The organism is Methanobrevibacter ruminantium M1 (assembly GCF_000024185.1).
Lineage (GTDB): Archaea > Methanobacteriota > Methanobacteria > Methanobacteriales > Methanobacteriaceae > Methanobrevibacter > Methanobrevibacter ruminantium.
This window is the reverse complement of the sequence record NC_013790.1, coordinates 2,045,001-2,064,232: the sequence shown is the minus strand read 5'-3', so window position 1 is coordinate 2,064,232 and position 19,232 is coordinate 2,045,001. Positions and strand designations below refer to the sequence as shown.

At 32.1% G+C, this 19,232-nt stretch carries 15 protein-coding genes (1 of these 15 only partly in view); 13 read left to right on the top strand and 2 right to left on the bottom strand.

All coding sequences use genetic code 11. The annotated features are described in order from the left end of the window. Positions 1-320: 320 nt before the first annotated feature. Positions 321-3,083 (top strand): valine--tRNA ligase, encoded by a 2,763-nt coding sequence (locus tag MRU_RS07935; RefSeq protein WP_048812479.1) that lies wholly within the window; start codon positions 321-323, stop codon positions 3,081-3,083. Positions 3,084-3,231: 148 nt separating this feature from the next. Here the strand turns inward: MRU_RS07935 and MRU_RS07930 are convergent, their stop codons facing one another. Further along, positions 3,232-4,290: an IS5-like element ISMru1 family transposase gene (locus MRU_RS07930; protein WP_012956382.1), complete on the bottom strand. Its 1,059-nt coding sequence runs from the start codon at positions 4,288-4,290 to the stop codon at positions 3,232-3,234. 395 nt (positions 4,291-4,685) lie between these two features. Between MRU_RS07930 and MRU_RS07925 the strand changes: the two genes are divergently transcribed. The 7 genes from MRU_RS07925 (at position 4,686) to MRU_RS07895 (ending at position 11,585) form a co-directional block, all read left to right on the top strand. Further along, positions 4,686-4,907: a hypothetical protein gene (locus MRU_RS07925; protein ID WP_012956381.1), complete on the top strand. Its 222-nt coding sequence runs from the start codon at positions 4,686-4,688 to the stop codon at positions 4,905-4,907. A gap of 252 nt (positions 4,908-5,159) precedes the next feature. Then, positions 5,160-5,888, top strand: a complete 729-nt coding sequence (locus tag MRU_RS07920) for a S24/S26 family peptidase (RefSeq protein ID WP_012956380.1) — start codon at positions 5,160-5,162, stop codon at positions 5,886-5,888. A 160-nt stretch (positions 5,889-6,048) separates the two neighbouring features. After that, positions 6,049-6,834: an ADP-ribosylglycohydrolase family protein gene (locus MRU_RS07915; RefSeq protein WP_012956379.1), complete on the top strand. Its 786-nt coding sequence runs from the start codon at positions 6,049-6,051 to the stop codon at positions 6,832-6,834. Positions 6,835-6,961: 127 nt separating this feature from the next. After that, positions 6,962-7,372 carry a DUF1810 domain-containing protein gene (locus tag MRU_RS07910; protein ID WP_012956378.1) on the top strand — a complete coding sequence of 137 codons (411 nt, stop codon included), beginning with the start codon at positions 6,962-6,964 and terminating at the stop codon, positions 7,370-7,372. A 318-nt stretch (positions 7,373-7,690) separates the two neighbouring features. Continuing rightward, positions 7,691-9,310 carry an ABC1 kinase family protein gene (locus tag MRU_RS07905; RefSeq protein WP_012956377.1) on the top strand — a complete coding sequence of 540 codons (1,620 nt, stop codon included), beginning with the start codon at positions 7,691-7,693 and terminating at the stop codon, positions 9,308-9,310. A gap of 256 nt (positions 9,311-9,566) precedes the next feature. Further along, positions 9,567-10,934, top strand: coding sequence for a 3-phosphoshikimate 1-carboxyvinyltransferase (gene aroA / locus MRU_RS07900; RefSeq protein ID WP_012956376.1), 1,368 nt, complete (start codon positions 9,567-9,569; stop codon positions 10,932-10,934). A 3-nt stretch (positions 10,935-10,937) separates the two neighbouring features. Beyond that, positions 10,938-11,585 carry an endonuclease III domain-containing protein gene (locus tag MRU_RS07895; RefSeq protein WP_012956375.1) on the top strand — a complete coding sequence of 216 codons (648 nt, stop codon included), beginning with the start codon at positions 10,938-10,940 and terminating at the stop codon, positions 11,583-11,585. Positions 11,586-11,731: 146 nt separating this feature from the next. On the opposite strand, the gene MRU_RS07890 is transcribed toward MRU_RS07895, so the two are convergent. Continuing rightward, a complete protein-coding gene (locus MRU_RS07890; protein WP_012956374.1) occupies positions 11,732-12,337 on the bottom strand; it encodes a methylated-DNA--[protein]-cysteine S-methyltransferase in 606 nt (201 codons plus the stop codon). A gap of 610 nt (positions 12,338-12,947) precedes the next feature. Between MRU_RS07890 and cysK the strand changes: the two genes are divergently transcribed. From cysK to MRU_RS07865, 5 genes are all read left to right on the top strand, one after another. Further along, positions 12,948-13,904, top strand: a complete 957-nt coding sequence (gene cysK, locus MRU_RS07885; RefSeq protein WP_012956373.1) for a cysteine synthase A — start codon at positions 12,948-12,950, stop codon at positions 13,902-13,904. A 444-nt stretch (positions 13,905-14,348) separates the two neighbouring features. Next, the gene (gene cysE, locus MRU_RS07880) at positions 14,349-15,089 is read left to right on the top strand and encodes a serine O-acetyltransferase (protein ID WP_012956372.1); all 741 of its coding nucleotides are present in this window, start codon (positions 14,349-14,351) and stop codon (positions 15,087-15,089) included. A gap of 77 nt (positions 15,090-15,166) precedes the next feature. Continuing rightward, positions 15,167-15,547 carry a transcriptional regulator gene (locus tag MRU_RS07875; protein ID WP_012956371.1) on the top strand — a complete coding sequence of 127 codons (381 nt, stop codon included), beginning with the start codon at positions 15,167-15,169 and terminating at the stop codon, positions 15,545-15,547. A 325-nt stretch (positions 15,548-15,872) separates the two neighbouring features. Beyond that, positions 15,873-17,333, top strand: coding sequence for a cysteine--tRNA ligase (gene cysS / locus MRU_RS07870; protein ID WP_083777649.1), 1,461 nt, complete (start codon positions 15,873-15,875; stop codon positions 17,331-17,333). Between the two features lie 478 nt (positions 17,334-17,811). Beyond that, positions 17,812-19,232 carry the 5' portion of an acetate--CoA ligase family protein gene (locus tag MRU_RS07865; protein WP_012956369.1) on the top strand. It continues 679 nt past the right edge of the window, so only the first 1,421 of its 2,100 coding nucleotides appear in the window; the start codon lies at positions 17,812-17,814; the stop codon falls past the right edge of the window.

The window sequence follows — 19,232 nt, the reverse complement described above, 5'->3', positions numbered from 1 at the left end:
AAGTTTTAAATAATTTATGATGATTATTTTTTTAATTCCCTAACTTAAATCTAAAATTACATACTTAAATCTAAAATTACAAAATCTTTAATAAATACTTTTAATAAATATTAACATAGAATGTTTTATTTATTGAAATTGATTTTATAATATTAGAAAATAGTTCTTTTTAGAATTTTAAATAGATTATTGTGTTTGTTTTTTAAATTTAGAAAATAGTTCTTTTTAGAATTTTAAATTATTTATTTAACTATTAATTTTCAATGAATGCATTTTTAACTTTAATTATTTTTATTATTCATTTTATTTGGAGGAATATTTTGACAAATAAAGAAATTCCTAAAGATTATGACCATAAGAGCGAAGAAAAATGGCAGAAAAAATGGGAAGGAGATGAGATTTACAAATTCATAGGTGATGGCACAAGACCAAGATACATTATAGACACCCCGCCGCCTTATCCAACTGGACTTCTTCATATGGGCCACATCTTAAATTGGGCTTATATGGATTTCAATGCAAGATACAGAAGAGAAAAAGGCATGGATGTTTTATTCCCGCAAGGTTGGGACTGTCATGGTCTTCCAACTGAGGTTAAAGTGGAAGAGACACATAATATCAAGAAAAATGATGTTACAAGGGCAGAATTTAGGGACATGTGTACTGAATTGACCTCACATAACATTGAGCTTATGAGAGGACAGATGCGCTCAGTAGGTTTCTCACAAGACTGGAGCAGGGAATACATTACCATGACTCCAGAGTACAGAAAAAGAACCCAATTGTCCTTTTTAAAGATGTATGATCAGGGATTGATCTATCAGGGAATTCACCCTGTAAACTGGTGTCCTAGATGTGAGACAGCTATCGCTTTTGCTGAGGTGGAATACAGCGAAAACACCACCTTCCTAAACTATGTCAATTTCCCGCCAGCAGACGTTCCAGAGGAAGTATTGGCTAATGTTGAAGGCAATTCATATGTAAGATATGCAGATTGTCCAGACAATGCTGATGCAAGCGTACCAGGTGTATTGATTGCAACCACCCGTCCTGAGCTTATGTCTGCTTGTGTGGCTGTAGTGGTTCACCCTGATGATGAAAGGTACAACCAATTGCTCGGAAAATATGTGGAAGTTCCTTTATCTGGCCAAAAAGTTAAAATCATTGCAGATGAAGAGGTAGATATGGAATACGGTACCGGTGCGGTAATGATCTGTACATTTGGGGATAAGACTGACGTCGCTTGGGTAAATAAATATGATTTGGATGTCATTGAAGCAATCTCTGAACAAGGTATCTTAACTGCTGCTGCAGGCAGATACGAAGGAATGGAACTTCAGGATGCAAAGAAACAGACCATCGAAGACTTAAAATCTGAAGGATACCTTACAAAGCAAGAGGAAGTGGACCAGAATGTAGGCCAATGCTGGAGATGCAAGACCCCTATTGAGATTCTTGTCAAAAAGCAATGGTTTGTTGGCGTAACCAAATTGATTGAAGAAAGCAAAAAGGCTTCAAATGAAATGCGTTGGGTTCCAGAACATATGGAAAGCCGTTTATTAAACTGGGCAGATGCTATGGAATGGGATTGGTGTATTTCAAGGCAAAGGTTATTTGCAACCCCTATTCCTGTCTGGTATTGTAAGGACTGTGGAAAGGTTATACTTCCAAAAGAGGAGCAATTGCCAATTGATCCTACAATAGACAAGCCACTTGAACCTTGCCAGTGCGGATGCAACGAATTCATCCCTGAGGAAGACGTATTGGATACATGGATGGACAGTTCCATATCTCCATTATCTGTTGCTGACTGGCCAAATCCTGGCTGGGAAGAGATTTTCCCATCAAGCATTCGTCCGCAAGGACACGATATCATCAGAACTTGGGCATTCTACACAACCCTTAGATGCTTGGCCCTCACTGGCCAGAAGCCATTTGATGACATTGTAATCAATGGTATGGTATTCGGTGAAGACGGATATAAGATGAGCAAATCCCGTGGAAATGTAACAGGTCCTGAAGAGGTAATTGCTGAATATGGTGCAGATCCTTTAAGATTATGGGCTGCAAACAGTGTTCCAGGCTCTGACGTTGCATTTGACTGGAAAAACATCAAGCATGGATACAAGTTCATCAGAAAATTCTGGAATGCATTCAGATTCATCAGCATGCACATCTTTGATGAAGAGTCTGAAAAGGCCTTAAGCGGAGACATCGAATCAATCAAAGCAAAGCTAAACCCAATGGACACATGGATTTTTGCAAAATTGAACAAGGTAAATAAGATAGTTGATACAGCATTCTATGACTATAACTATGCTACTGCAATAAATACAATCGAACAGTTCATTTGGCATGATTTCTGTGATGAATACATTGAAGCTGTAAAGTACAGATTATACAATGATGACATTAGTGAAGAGTCAAGGATTGCAGCAAAATACACTCTCAGAACTGTAATTGAAGATTCATTAAAACTTCTTGCTCCAATTGCTCCATTCTTTGCAGAAGAGGTTTATCAATACTTTGATGAGGATAAAAGCATTCACAGCACTCTCTGGCCAGAGATTGACCCTAACTTAGACTCCACTCAAGTGGAAGAAGACGGTGATTTGGCTATTGAACTAATTGGAGAGGTTAGAAGATTCAAGTCTGCTTCCAAAATCCCATTGAATGCAGATGTTGAAAGCACTACTGTCTACATCAATGAGAAAACAGAGAACCTTAAGGATGTATTTGAATACTTTGCAGACGACATTAAAGGCACTTTAAAGATTCAAGACTTTAAGGTCACCTCAGGTAAGCCTGAAGTTCATGAAAAGGTTATTGAAATTGAGCCAGACATGAGTAAGATAGGCCCTACCTTTAAGAAGAATGCAGGTCAGGTCATTGGATTCATTAAATCAACCGATCCGAATGAGATAGCTAAACAGCTAGAGGAAGATGGCGAGATAGCTATTGCAGACGGCGTCATCACTGAAGATTTCTTAAAGATGAAAAAGGAAATTGTAGGTGCAAGCGGTAAGAAGGTTGACATTTTGCAATCTGAAAAACTTGGCGTAATTGTAGAAGTAGTTAGATAAGTAAAAAAACTTGTTTTTTTTTACTTTTCATTCTTTTTTATCTATTTTTATCGGTTTTTTTATTTATTCTTATATAATTATTCTTTTTTATCTATTTTTATCGGTTTTTTTATTTATTCTTATATAATTATTTAGGGGCCTGACGATTTTAGTTTTCAGATAATTGTTGTATGGTCGTTTTTGAGTAAAATCCTTGTGATATAATCAGTGCTCCCAAAAATACATTTAGATAAACGGTTTTTTCTACTGATTTTGGAGTATATTTGTGGATTTCTCTCATATTCAAGCCTTGTTTTAATAATTTGAAAAAATCTTCTATTTTGCCCCTTATTGGTTTAAATTTTTCCCATGAATCTATTTTTTTCATTAATTCCATTTTTAAACTGTTGTATAATCTTTTTTCTTTCATTATTCTCTTTGTTTTGTTAAATACGGCTAGTGGATAAGTTAAAATGTCATCCAATCGGGTTCTGCTGAATTTTTCTTTTGGAAAAATGAAAGGAATGATTTTGTATTTGCTGATTCCGATTTGGTAGTTTTTATAGGTGTAATATCCTTTATCAAAGATTAATGTGTCTCCTTTTCTGATTATTCGTCTTTTTTGAAGGTTTTCTAAAATTTCTTCGAAAAGTTTTGCATCGTTTGGAGCTCCAGAGTGGACTAAAATACAAACAGGATTCATAGAATCATAATCTAATACAACAGTTGCTTTAAATCCAATATAATAACCTTTAGAGGATGAATAACTCCATTTGAGATTAATTTTTTCCAGATGTTCTTTAGTCTTTTTATTTCTGTGGAAATTAATATCTACGTCCACTGGGGTCGCATCAACAATAAAAGTCTTTTTTCCTATTCTTTTAACCATATTCCTTGAGTTTAAGATTCTGTTTAAACATTTTATAAGTTTTTCAGAGTTTATTTCTGAAAAAATTTTATAAACTTGATCTGCAGTCAAAACTTCAGAAATATTAAAGTATTTGCGAAGTTCTTTTTTGGATTTAAGCTCGTTTAAAATGAATGGAATGTCAATTCCAAAGAACATACTTATAAATATAATTTTAAAAGTAAATATTGTTCTATTTAAGTTTTTAAATCCATAGGATGCTAATATACTTTTGGATTTTCTAGAATCCATAATTTTAAATATTTCTTTCAACAAAATATAATTTGGGTCTTTATTATCTAAATTTAATCTATGCTTCATTATTATCGCCAATAATATATTTGTAAAGCATATTATTTAAATTTAACGATATTAAAGACCTATTTTTTTATATAACTAATAATACAATTGTATTTTTAGAAATAAATACATTTTTATAGGGTAATGAATAAAAATATAGAAAATCTGAACGATTTCATACATAAAAAAATTCAGGCCCCTAAATATAATTTAAACTCTTTTTCATTTTCCATTATATTTTTAATCATTTCAGATGTTTTCTCTAATCATTTATTGGAATCATTTTTTATTCTTATTTTCTTTTTTTTATTCTTATTTTCTATTTTTATCTAGCTATCCCAATTTTACTTTTTACCCTATTTTAGTGACAAAATCTTTAAAAATAAGTATTTTAAAAGATATGTTTAAGTGATATTATGGTTGAAATTACTAGCAAAACAAAATATATGGATCTCTTAAATGAATATCCTTTGCTTAAAACAGATTTGGTTAAGAAAAATCCTAAGTTTGGATTTTTGGTAACTCCAATGGGTAAAATTAGCTTATGGGAATCTGACCTTTCCGAAGTCAGTGAACGTGCTGAAATGACTGTTGAAGATACTGTAAATTTATTTATTGAATTAGTAAACTCTTATTAATTCTTTTAATTCTTTTTTTTTATTTAATATCAATAATTTTCATCAATTTTTATCTTTCTTAAGGCAATTCAAGAATTTTTTTTCATCAATTTTTATCTTTCTTAAGGCAATTCAAGAATTTTTTTCATCAATTTATATCCATCTTATTAAGATAATTAAAGGATTTTTCATCTTTGAAGAATTTTTTAAAAAATTATTTATACCCCTCATTTACAAATAAAGAAATATTTATAATTGTATTGGGGTAGAGAAATGTCTAAAAGAATCATTTTTATTTTGATGTTGATTGCCTTACTTGGCTTATCTGCTGTTGCAGCAGTTGACGCTGACCCATTAACTGATAATCAACTTAATCCAACTATTTTTTATCTTGATTTTAATCATGGCGCTTTAAATGATGGTTTTAAAAAAGAATTTGATCTCTTTGAGTATGTTCCAACATTTGATAGCGTAGACCTTTACAACGATGGAGAAAATGTCTCTGTAAGCTTTTATAGTTTAAATCCTACCATTGATGTGGATAACTTAAATGATGAGATTATAGATTATACATTTGAGGTTATGGAAGATCCTAAAGCCAATATAACTACATTAAAGGATGGAATAAGGAACATATGCTCTGAGTATGGTGCAGATGATGTCAAGATTAATGTGGATTCTGTAATTGGAGAGGATGAAATTCCAGTTATTTTTACAACTGAAGGAGATTCCATGCTTCCTACCATAAAAAGTGGAGATAAGGTCTTGGTGAATAAGAGTCATAATATTCACGTTGGAAACCTTGTTTCAGCAAACTCTTCAGAGTATGGCCCTATCTGTAAAAGGGTTGCTGATATAGATGGAGATTCAGTTTATCTTGTCAGTGACAATAAGAAGGTTACTCGCGAGTATTATGATGATTATTATGTGGAATATAAGGGAATCACTACATGGGTTAATATTGATGATATTGATGGTGTGATTATTGACATTATGAATTAAAAAGATTTGTTTAACCTTATTTTCAAGGGATTATCTGTTTTAAGGGCTCCCCAACAATCAAAAAAGATGATTTTATATATTCCGATGCACATAATATTAATAGTGATAAATTAATGAATTAATCACAATTAAAATAAATATTAAATTTAGGGGGTTTAATATGAAAGGAATCATAGGAGCAATTGCCGGAGACATAATTGGATCTACTCACGAGTTTCATCCAATTAAAACTAAAGACTTTTCTCTTTTTAATAAAAAATCTCATTTTACAGACGATACTGTCATGACTTTAGCGATTGCAGATTGGTTAATTGAAGATAAGAATTCAAGAGATGTATTAATTCAAAAATTAAAGTTTTATGGTCAGAAATATCCTAATGCAGGATATGGAAGAATGTTTATGCAGTGGGTGCTGTCAGAGAATCCATTGCCTTATGGAAGCTGGGGAAATGGCTCTGCCATGAGAGTATCTCCTGTTGCATGGGCTGGAGAGAGCCTGGAGGAAGTTCAACAATTGGCTAGGCTGTCTTCTGAGGTTACTCATAATCATCCTGAAGGAATCAAAGGAGCTCTTGCCACTGCAGATGCCATTTATTTGGCAAGGATAGGTTCATCTAAGGAAGAAATTAAGGAGCATATTGAAATAAGATATGATTATGACTTGGATAGAACAGTTGATGAGATAAGGCCAGGCTATAAGTTTGATGTTTCCTGTGCAGGATGTGTTCCAGAATCAATCATCTGCTTTTTAGAGGCCGATGACTTTGAAGACACCATTAGAAACACTGTTTCTTTAGGAGGAGATGCAGATACAATGGCTGCTATTGCAGGACCTATTGCAGCTGCATACTGGGAAGTTCCTAGGAATATTGCATATAAATCAATTCATAGGTTGGATTATAGGCTTTTGAATGTTTTAATTAAATTTGAAGACAAGTTTTTATAGACTTTTAGAAGGATTTTAAGATATAAGTTTTTATAATTATTTATCTTAAAATCTACTGAAATCTATTAAAATCTATTAAAATCTTGTAGAATCTAGTAAATTCTACTAAAATCATTGGGGGAGAATTATGAGTCTTGATAGGTTTATAGAAGCACAAAAAGAAGATTATGACATGGCTTTTAGAGAAATCAACAATGGTAGAAAGAGAAATCACTATATGTGGTATATATTTCCTCAAATCAAAGGCTTAGGCCATAGTTCCACTTCCAGATATTATGGAATTGACGGTCTTGAAGAAGCAAAGGAATATATGGAAAATGAGTATTTAAGCAATAATCTAATAAAAATTTCTCAAAAATTATTGGATTTGGAGACTGATGACCCTATAGAGATATTTGGGTCTACTGACAGCAAGAAGCTAAAGAGTTCCATGACTTTATTTGAATTGGTTAGTGATAATGAGGTCTTTTCTTTGGTTTTAGAAAAGTATTTTGATGGAAATAGGGATGAGAGGACTTTAGATTTAGCAAATAAATAAACTAAGTTCTGACATAAAATTATATTTTTGCCTTTAAATGGTCATTTATTTATATTTTTTAACTATTTTATTATTTTAGATAAGTTTATATTATTACTAAATCAAATATTAATATGAAAATATAATAATTAAAAATGCAATTTATTAATTTTTCTTTAATGAAATTTAAGTTAATGAAATAAAAATAATTCAATGAATAAAATTAATTGGTTCTAAAGTGTTTTATTTAAATCCCATTTAATCATATGGTTTCTGATAAATATTAAGATAAATATTTAATAATCTATTATTCAAATAAACTTCAATAAGGTGCTTATCATGCAAAGAAAGACATTATCACGTTTTGATGAAATTGTAAAAATTCTTAGGAAATATGATATGGATAAGGTTTTAGGCCAAACCACCCGTAATAGGATAAGCCCATTTAGAAGTGGATCAGAAAATAAAGAATTATTAAAGGAAGACTTTCCAGAAAGATTAAGATTGACATTGCAAGAGCTTGGAACCACATTTATCAAATTTGGCCAATTGTTAAGCACAAGGCCTGATTTGGTTGGAGAGAGAATCAGCGAAGAACTTTCACAGCTCCATGATGATAATCCTCCTATTGACTTTGAGGAAATTAAGGTAATTATCGAAGAGGATCTTGGAGGAAATCTAAAAGATTTTTTTACAGAGTTTTCCGATACAGCCCTTGCTACAGCTTCAATCGCTCAAGTCCATGAGGCTAAACTGCATAGTGGCGAAAGGGTAGCGGTTAAGGTACAAAAAACCAATGTTCAAGAAATCGTTGAAACTGACTTGAATATAATGAAATTCCTTGCTAATGAATCAGACAGATTCAATACCACCTTTAAGCATCTTAATCTTCCCGCTGTCGTTAAGGAATTTGACAGGTCCATTCATAAGGAAATGGATTTTGACAATGAACTGATGAACATCAGACATTTAAGAGACAATTTCATTCATAATGATAAGATCATTGTTCCAACTATTTATCCAGACTATTCCTCTGAAAGAGTCTTGACTATGGAATATGTTGATGGGGTCAAATTATCTGAAGTTATTGCAGGGGATGATCCAAAATATAATAAGATACTCATTGCAGATAGGATGGTTCGTGCTTATTTTAAACAAATTTTCCTTGACGGATTTTTCCATGCAGACCCTCATCCTGGAAATATTTTCATTACAGATGACAATTCCATATGTTTCATTGATTTTGGAATGATGGGAGTTCTTGATGAAAACTTCAGACAAGATTTGGCTGAATTGATGATTTGTTTCTCAAATCGTGACATTGATGGGCTAATCAATCAGTTAATTTATATGAATATTCTAAATGTTAAAACAGACATTAGCATTTTAAAAGGTGACCTTAACGACTTATTTGCAAAGTATTATGGGGTAGAGCTCAGTCGTTTTAATGGTGTTATTGAGGATTTGCTCTTTTTAATGCAAAAATATGATGTGATGTTGCCAAATGAGTTTGTTCTAATGGCAAGAGGATTGTCAATGGTTGAAAATATTGGTTTGAGTTTAGATCCAGATATTGATATTGTAGAAATCATTAAGCCATTTGCCCGCAAGCTTATGATTCAAAAGTATAATCCTAAGAAAATGGTTCATAATGCTAGGAACACCTTTTTCACTGTTGAGCATATGCTAAGAGCATTGCCAAGCCTTGTTTCAAAAACCTTCTATAAGGTTGATGAAGGGGAGCTGACTATAAATATTGAAGTCAAGCAGATAAGTGAGATAACTAACCAGATTTCCCTTGCTATCATTATTGCTGCTCTTGTTATAGGTTCTTCATTGGCAATGATGGTTGAGGCAGGGCCAAAGCTCTTTGGACTGCCTTTGCTTGGTTTTGTAGGATTTACAATAAGTTTGGCGCTTGGAGTCTTTACTGTTGTTAGGTATTTTATGGATTTTTAACTCAAGCTTTTTTGGCCTTCGGCCAAATAACCTTGACCAAAATTTTTATCTCATTTTGCTTGAGATAGGCTCTTTTTACTTTTTTAAGCTTTTTATTTTACCTATTTTTTCTTATTTTTTTGCTTTTATTATTTTCTAGTTTTTTTAAATTTTTGATAAAGATTTAATTATAATATTAATCATAAATATTAATAAGAAATATTTAATTTAAAAAAGGATTAATTATAATAGGAAATTAATCAAAGGATTGTAATAAATGAATCTTAAAATAAAAAACTTTTCTAAAATCAATGGAACTGTTAAAGCGCCATCCTCTAAAAGCTATAGTCATAGGGCAGTTATTCTTGCCTCTTTATCTGAAGGCAAATCCAAGCTCTTTGATGTATTGTACTCTGAAGATGTCCTATCAACCATTAGGGCATGTGAAGCCCTTGGGGCAAGGATAGATAAAAAGAAAGAAATCATCTTAAAGGGAGATAAAAGTCAGACAGTTGACTATTTGGAAGTTTATGGAACTGGGGGTAAATTGCATAATGTTAGTGACGACCCTTCTTCTGACATGATTGATCTTGCAAACTCTGGAACCACACTTAGAATCATGACAAGCGTAGCAGCCTTATCTGACAATGAAGTGATATTTACAGGTGACGATTCACTTAAGACAAGGCCTATGGGTGCATTGATTGATGCATTGGAGACTTTAGGTGTTAAGATAGAGTCATTGAATGAAAACAATAAGGCTCCTCTTAAGATTTATCCAGGATATGAAGGAGGACAGACAGACATTTTGGGAAGCATCAGCTCTCAATTTATCTCTTCCATTCTTATTTCTGCTCCTTTATCTGAGAATGGTGTGGAGCTTGAGGTTTATCCTGAATTTGTATCAAAGCCTTATGTTGACATGACCATTTCCATTTTGGAAAAATTCGGAATATCCGTTGAAGAGGAAGAGTATCAATTCCATGAAACCTGCAAGAAAGAACATACTGATTGTTTGGGGGTTAAATTCATTGTAAAGCCTCAAAAATACATTGCAAGTGATTATATTGTTGAAGGAGATTTCTCATCTGCATCTTATTTGCTTGCAGCAACAGCTATTGCAGGTGGATATATAAGAGTTCAAAACTTATTCGCTGATTCCAAGCAGGGAGATAAGTTAATTCTGGATATTTTAGAGGAAATGGGTGCAAATGTCACTGTTTTTGATGATTATGTTTCTTTAAGGTCTGATGGAAACTTAAAGGGAATTGATGTAAACCTATCAAATGCTCCAGACTTACTCCTTACTGTAGCGGTTCTTGGAGCACTTGCAGAAGGAAAAACAACCATATCTGGAGTAAAGCATGGCAGATTAAAGGAAACCGATAGGATAGATACTACATGCAGGGAACTTGAAAAATTAGGATGCAAACTTGAGGAATTTGAAGATGGAATGACTATCTACGGAAATACAATTTCAGATGGAATTGTAGAGTCTCATGGAGACCATAGATTGGCTATGGCATTTTCATTGATTGGATTGAAACATGATGTTGAAGTGGAAAATGGCGAATGCTTTGATGTTTCATTCCCTAATTTTATAGAGGCTATGGCAGAGATTGGAATAGATTTGGAGCTTAAATAAATAATGAGAGGATTTAAAATGAATGATGAAGAGAAAATAAGAGAGATCTTTAGGAGATTAAATGAAGTTTATACTATCCGTACTTTTCATGACCATGACCCATACAAGGTATTGATTAGAACAATTTTATCTCAAAGGACAAGGGATGAAAATACAGATCAAGCTGCAAACGCTTTATTTGAAGTTTATCCAGATATTTACGCAGTTGCTGATGCTCCTGTTGAGCATGTTCAAGAGCTAATCAAGCCTGCAGGATTTTATAGGGTAAAGGCAGCTCGTATTTTAGAGGTTTCAAGGATATTGATAGACCAATATGGCGGGGAAGTTCCAAGAGAAATGGATGAGATGCTAAAGCTTCCAGGTGTAGGGAGAAAAACAGCTAATTGTGTGATTGTTTTTGCATTCCAGGATGCAGCTATTCCTGTTGATACTCATGTTCATAGAATATCCAACAGGTGGGGAATTGCTGATACAAAGGATCCAGAGGAAACCGAACAGGTTTTAATGGAAAAGGTTCCAAAGGACTTATGGGTTGACTTGAATGATTTGATGGTTCAGTTTGGTCAGACTATCTGCAGGCCTATTGGCCCTCAATGTGATAAATGTCCTATTAGTGATCTTTGTGACTATGATGTGAGTAAATTAGAATAGTATCAAGCCATTAAACTTTTTTTTGAGAAATCGTATTTACTTTACTTATTGTTTTTAAACCAGTTTTGTTTGATAGTCGTATCTACTTTACTTATTGTTTTTAAACCAGTTTTGTTTGATAGTCGTATCTACTTTACTTATTGTTTTTAAACCAGTTTTGTTTGAGAAGTCTTATCCAGTGAAATTATAGGACTATCTCCAACTATTTTTTTGCCTTGAATCATTAAACCATCCAATTCAAGAAGTGTTTTCTTAGATTCAAGACCTCCTGCAAATCCGCTGAATCCTCCAATTGTCCTATCTCCTTTTACTGTTCTATGGCATGGAATGATGATTGGAAATGGATTTTTAGCAAGTGCACTTCCAACTGCCCTATATGCTTTAGGACTTCCAATTTCCTTTGCAAGGTCTTTATAGGTATTTACAGTTCCTTTTTCAGTCTTGAATTCAGCTTCAAGCACAGCTCTTTGAAATGGTTTTAATTTATCTAGATTAAGATATTTAAGGGAGAATTTATAGTCCTTTTCATTAAAGTAATTCTCCATTTCCCTTAAGACCTTATTTAATTGTTTTGACTTTTTATTAATAGCTAATTCTCCTTCTTTTTCGTATTTTTCTTTAGCTATTTGTGATGATGTCTGATTTGGATTGGAAATAATAATTTCTTCAATTTGGAATTGTGGTTTTTTCCTCCAAATGATTGTTATTTCTCCAATAGGGCTTGAAGTTATAATGTATTTAAAGAGAGTCATTTTATCATCTTTTTTAAGATTTTTAAATGGAAATTAATCCTTTTTTTTAAGATTAAATATTTTTAGAGGGTGCATTTATCCCCATTTAAAGATATATTTTCAATTTATCTTATTAAAAATCTCTGTTTTCATAGAAATATTTATATACTATCATAATCAACTATAATATAACAATCGTTAAAATATAACAATTGTTATTTTTTTATATCAGTAAAAGTTTGTTTTAGAATTTTTAATCAAGAAATTAAATATCTTATTAATTCAAGTTTCTTAAATTCAATTTAAGAAATATTATGTCCTAATCATATAACTTAATATATCATTGTAAATTAAGCGATTAAAGCTCTAAAACATTTTTTTGCTGATATTAAAAATTATATTAAATTCTATATAAATTATATAAATTTTATATAAAGCCTAAAATTCTTTATGATAACAAATATTAAAAATGTGATTTTGTATAAATATTAATTGGCAAATTAATATTAAATTTAAATATAAAATATGAATTTAATATATAATTATTGATTTAGTATTGAAAATGTATATAATTATCTATTTCTAAGTCAAATGATTATTTTTATTATAAAATTATTATGGTGTGATTATTATGGTGAATATTCCAGAACTAAAAAGAGGCATAGCTAACGATATGACTGAAGCTATTGGAAACACTCCTCTTGTAAGATTAAACAGATTAACAGAAGGATTAGAAGCAGAAGTGCTTGTAAAAGTAGAATCTTTTAATCCTGTAAGTAGTATTAAAGATCGTATAGCAGTAAACTTAATTGAAACTGCAGAGAAAGACGGATTGCTTAAGGAAGATTCAGTAATTATTGAACCTACCAGCGGTAACACTGGTATTGGTCTTTCCTTTGTAGCAGCTGCAAAAGGCTATAAATTAATTTTAACCATGCCTGAGACCATGTCTATTGAAAGAAGAAAGCTTTTAGCAGTCTTCGGTGCTGAAATTGTCCTCACTCCAGGTAGTGAAGGTATGGGCGGAGCTATTGCTAAGGCTAAAGAGTTGGCTGAAAGCACTCCAAATTCATTTATGCCACAGCAGTTTGAAAACAAGGCAAACTCTGAAATACACAGATTGACTACAGGTCCTGAAATCTGGAGGGACACTGATGGTGAAGTGGATATTGTCGTATCTGCAGCTGGAACCGGCGGAACTGTAACAGGTATTGCTCAATACATTAAGCCTTTAAAGGCTGAATTTAAGGCAGTTGCTGTAGAGCCTGCAAGTTCTCAGACTTTAGGAAAAGGAGAAAAAGGACCTCATAAAATCCAAGGTATCGGACCAGGTTTCGTTCCAGATGTATTGGATGTGGACCTAATTGATGAGGTCGTTCCAGTTAAGGATGAAGACGCTGGAAACACTCTTCTTAGACTTGCAAGAGAAGAAGGTATCTTTACAGGTATATCTTCAGGTGCAGCTACTTGGGCCGGATTAGAGCTTGCTAAACGTCCTGAAAACAAAGGAAAAACTATTGTAGTTATCTTGCCAGACACTGGTGAGAGATACTTGTCTACTGAATGGGTCTTTGGAGACTTATTCTAATTTTTTTATTTATAAATAACTCTTAAATATTGGTTTATTTGTTTAAATCATTTTTAAGAGTTTTATTTTAAAAAATAAACTTTTATTTATTTTTTTTCTTATTGAAATAGGAGCATATTATTATTTTTTCTTATTGAAATAGGAATATCTTATTATTTTTTTCTTATTGAAACAATAGTATATTTTATTTTTTAAAATCATTTTTAAAACTATTTTTATAATTTATATCTCCTTAAATAATTATTTTTAAAATAGTTTATATATTAAGAGCGATAAAATATAACTTTGTTATTATATAACTTGTGTTAAGTTTATATTAAATTAGTTATAAATATATGAATATTCTAATAACAATAGTGAATTATTTAAAATAAAAATGTATTTTAAATTAAAATTCAATAAAGTTTTATTTTAGATAAGATTCTTTAAAAAGATGGTGAAATTATGTTTGATGATTTAAAAGATGATCTGCAAGCTGCAAAAGCAAGAGACCCTGCTGCAAGAAGTAGCTTAGAGATTCTTTGCTGTTATCCTGGAATATGGGCTATTCTTTTGCACAGATGGAATCATTGGCTTTGGACTCATAATTTGCCATTTTGGGGAAGATTCTTCTCACAGATTTCAAGATTCCTCACAGGAATTGAAATCCACCCTGGTGCTCAAATAGGAAAAAGAGTGTTTATTGATCATGGAATGGGAATTGTAATCGGTGAGACAACTATTGTTGGTGATGATGTTTTGATTTACCAAGGAGTCGTTCTTGGTGGAACAAGTTTAAGCAAAGGAAAAAGACACCCTACTGTTGAAGATGCTGTTGTAATAGGCTCCGGAGCAAAGGTTTTAGGAAACATTACATTAGGATGTTCCTCTAAAATTGGAGCTGGAGCAGTCGTATTGCAGGATGTTCCAAGGGGAGCTACAGCAGTTGGTGTTCCAAGCAGAATCATTCATGAAGACCGTAAATGTGTTTTGGATTTAGAGCACGAATTCCCAGACCCTGTCTCATCAGCTATTGATTTGCTTTTCGAACGTCAGGAAGAGCTTGAAAAAAGAATCAATATTCTAAGCCACTTTCACGATATCGATCATGTTGAATTTAGTCATGACCCTAAAGTTGAAGAGGTATTTAAGGGCGCTGATGAAAAGTCTTTTTATAAGTTGAATAATATTATTGAAGATGAATGATTGGTCTTCATTATTTGTTTTATACGTTAAATGTATATTAATGATATAAAAAATATTAAGCGATTAGGAGGTATTTTATGAAACCACCTTGTGAAATGGTAGTATGGTATATCATACCAGCCATAAGATCTGAATTAGCTAAAGACTTATTAAAATTAGGCATGAAACAGAAAAAGATATCTGAATTAATGGATATTACTCAACCAGCTGTATCCCAGTATTTAACTGATAAAAGAGGCAGCGGAATTGGGTTTAATGATGATGTTAAGGCATTGATTCAAGAATTTGCTAATGACTTAAATGATGGTACCGCAACCAAATTTGATATAATTCCACGTACCTGTTATATATGTAAAAGAATCAAAACAGAAGACGTAATCTGTCAAATCCATAAGGAAAAAGGACATATGCCTGCAGATTGCCAAGCATGTTTAGGTTCAGAGGCACATTTATTATAATATTATTTTTTTTATCTATTGCTGGAATATTAGTTGATTTGACTTTATTTTAACTAATTTCAGCCATATTTTTATATTTAATAAGGTATTTTTTAAAATTTTATTTAATTATTTCAAATCATGTTTAAATAGTTATTTTCATTGATTTAGTTAGATTATGTTTACATAGTTATTTTCATTGATTTAGTTAGATTATGTTTACATAGTTATTTTCATTGATTTAGTTAGATTATGTTTAGATAATTATTTTCGTTGATTTAGTTAGATTATGTTTAAATAGTTATTTTTATCCTATTTTTATTAAAATTAGTTTTAAGGAGATATAATGGAAATTTATAGTACAATGACAAGGGAAAAAGGAGAGTTGAACACATTATTCGCAGATAAGATCAAACTCTTTGTATGTGGCCCTACAGTTTATGATGATGCTCATATAGGTCATGGAAGGACCTACATATCCTTTGATACAATCAAGAGGTATCTTGAATTTAAGGGATATTCAGTATTCTACTTGCAAAACATTACAGATATTGATGATAAGATTATTAATCGTGCAAAAGAAAGCGGCATAGATTCTAAATACTTAGCTGAGAAGTTTGAAAAGAGATTTATAGAAGATATGGCTGCATTAAATGTTACAAGCGTAAACTATTTTGCAAGGGCAACTGACCACATAGAAGAAATCTTAGATCAGATCCAAAGGCTTATAGATAAGGGATATGCTTATGTTACTGAAACTGGAGTCTACTTTGAAGTTGCCAAGTTTGAAGATTATGGAAAATTGTCCAATCGTAAATTGGAAGATTTAGAAACCCATAGGATAGATATTGACAGTTCCAAGAAAAGTCCACATGACTTTGCCTTATGGAAAAATAGGGAAGCTCCAGAATATGCAGGAGAACCTGTTTGGGATTCCCCTTGGGGTAAAGGAAGACCTGGCTGGCATATTGAAGATACTGCAATCACTGAAAAGTACTTTGGCCCTCAATATGACATTCATGGAGGAGGACTTGACCTTATTTTCCCTCACCATGACTCTGAGATTGCTCAAATGGAAGCTGTCTCTGGCAAGGAGCCTCTTGTTCAATATTGGATGCATACAGGATTCTTAAATGTTTCAGGAGAAAAGATGTCTAAGTCTCTTGGTAATTTCATTACAATCAGAGAATTATTGAAGGAATACTCTGGAGACACTTTTAGGCTATTTGTTCTTTTAACCCATTATAGGAGCCCAATTGACTTCAGTGAAGTAAGCTTGCATCAGGCTGAAAGGAATGTCTCTAGAATCAAGAATTATCTTGAAAATCTTGATGAGAAAATAAATGACATATTTGAAAAGGGAAATCTCTCTGAAGACCTTCTTAAATTAGCAGAATTGGAAGAAAATGAATTTGATGAAGAATTAATCAATTTTGATTATTTCAAATCAAATTACCCTGCCTTAAAAGAAGGAGTAAATGAGTTTTTCACAAGTATGGATGATGATTTCAGCACTCCAAAGGCAATTGCTGCAATTTTCTCATTTATAAAGCAATCAAATAAGGACTTAGAAGAAGATGATTTGATTATAGATGATCTTTTAGCAATTAAACACTGGTTTAAGGACATTAGCCAAATTTTAGGTATCGATTTCTTTGTTTATAAGGACGAAACCAGTGGAAATGAAGCGGAATTGTTAGATATAATTGCTGATGTTCGTTTAAAATTAAGAGCTGAAAAGAAGTATGATTTGTCTGATGAAATTAGAGATAAGCTTATATCATTAGGCATTGAAGTAAGTGATTAATTTTAATCTACTTTTTTTTTTTTTTTAATGGATTTTTCTTTTTTTATCCAATCAGATATTCTTTTTTTTATCCAATTTTTATCCAATTAGATATTCAATTTTTTATTAATTTTTTATTCAATTATTGATTTTAATATAAATTTTAATAATTTTGTTTATTTTTGACCCATAATTAATTTTATATTTATAAAACAGTTTCATATATCATAAACAAAAATTTTTTAGAAATATATAAATAATATTAATTTTAAAGTAAAATAAACATTAAAATAATTCTTAATTATTTATCATTATAAATATGATAAAATACATATACTATATTATATTATAAAATTATTATTTTTCACATGTGAATTTCATGTTTGAAATCTAAATAGTAATTATTTTAGTATGCATAATTTTAATAAAATCTTCTAATCGTTAAGGATTATTAAAATTGTTAAAATTTAAAATTAATTAGACAAAGGAGTTAAAATCTATGACTGATCTTAATAAGATGTTTAATCCAGACTCTGTTGCTATTGTTGGAGCTTCCAACTCTGAAGGAAAAGTTGGTTATATTATTGTAAATAATATGATCAATGATGGTTTTAAAGGAAATATATATCCAATTAACCCTAAAGATGATGAAATTCAAGGATTAAAAGCATATAAAAATGTATCTGACTTACCAGAGGTACCCGACCTTGTAATTGTTTCCATTCCTAGTGTTTTAGTAAACCCTGTCGTTGAAGAATGTGGTGAATTCGGCGTTAAAAACATGGTAGTCATCACTGCAGGATTTAAGGAAATTGGCGGAGACGGTGTGGAAAGAGAAAACCAGCTTGTAGCTTTAGGAGAAAAATATGGCATAAATATTATTGGTCCTAACAGTTTAGGTATCACCGATTCACACACTCCATTAAATGCTTCATTTTCACAGATCATGCCTCCTGAAGGAAATATTGCATTCATTTCCCAAAGTGGAGCTATGATGGTAGCTATTATCGATTGGAGCGTAACTTCCGGAATTGGTTTCAGTAAGATTATCAGTTTAGGAAACAAGGCTGGAACAACCGAAATCGAGCTTATCGAATACTTATCATATGACGATGAGACTGCGGTGGTTATCTGTTACTTAGAATCAATCACTGAAGATGACGACTTCGTTAGAACCTTAAGAAAAGTGTCCTATAAGAAACCGGTCATTATCTTGAAATCCGGTTCCAGTTCTGCTGGTGCTGAAGCTGCATCCTCACATACCGGTGCATTGGCAGGTAGTGACATTGCGTTTGACACAGCATTCAAGCAATCTGGTGTATTTAGAGTAACAACTATGGATGAATTGTTTGATGTCGGTTTGGCATTCTCCAAATGTCCATTGCCTACTGGACGTAACCTTGCCATCATTACAAATGCAGGTGGTGGAGGAGTATTGTCTGTAGATGCTATGGAAAGATATAATTTGGATTTAGTTAAATTTGATGAGAAGACCAATGCAAGACTTAAAGAGGCAGTTCCTGAAGAGGGAAGTATTAAAAACCCTATTGATGTTTTAGGTGACGCTCCTGTTATAAGATATAAGGAATCTTTAGAAGCTGTTTTAGATTCTGATGATGTTGACGGATTGGTTGTCATGGTATGTCCTACTGCATCTGCAGATGCTGATGGAATTGCCGATGCACTTGTTGAAGGTGCAAGTGGATTTGACAAGCCGGTCATTGCTGTTAACATGGGTGGACCTATATTTGAAAATGCTAACGATGTCTTAAGGGATAATGGAATTCCTACCTATGTATTCCCTGAAACTGCTGTAAAGGTATTTGACTACCTTGCAAGATTTGCTGCAGTTCAAGATAGAAATTATGATGATCCTGTAGGAGAGCTTGATGACGTTGATAAGGAAGCTGTTGAAGAAAT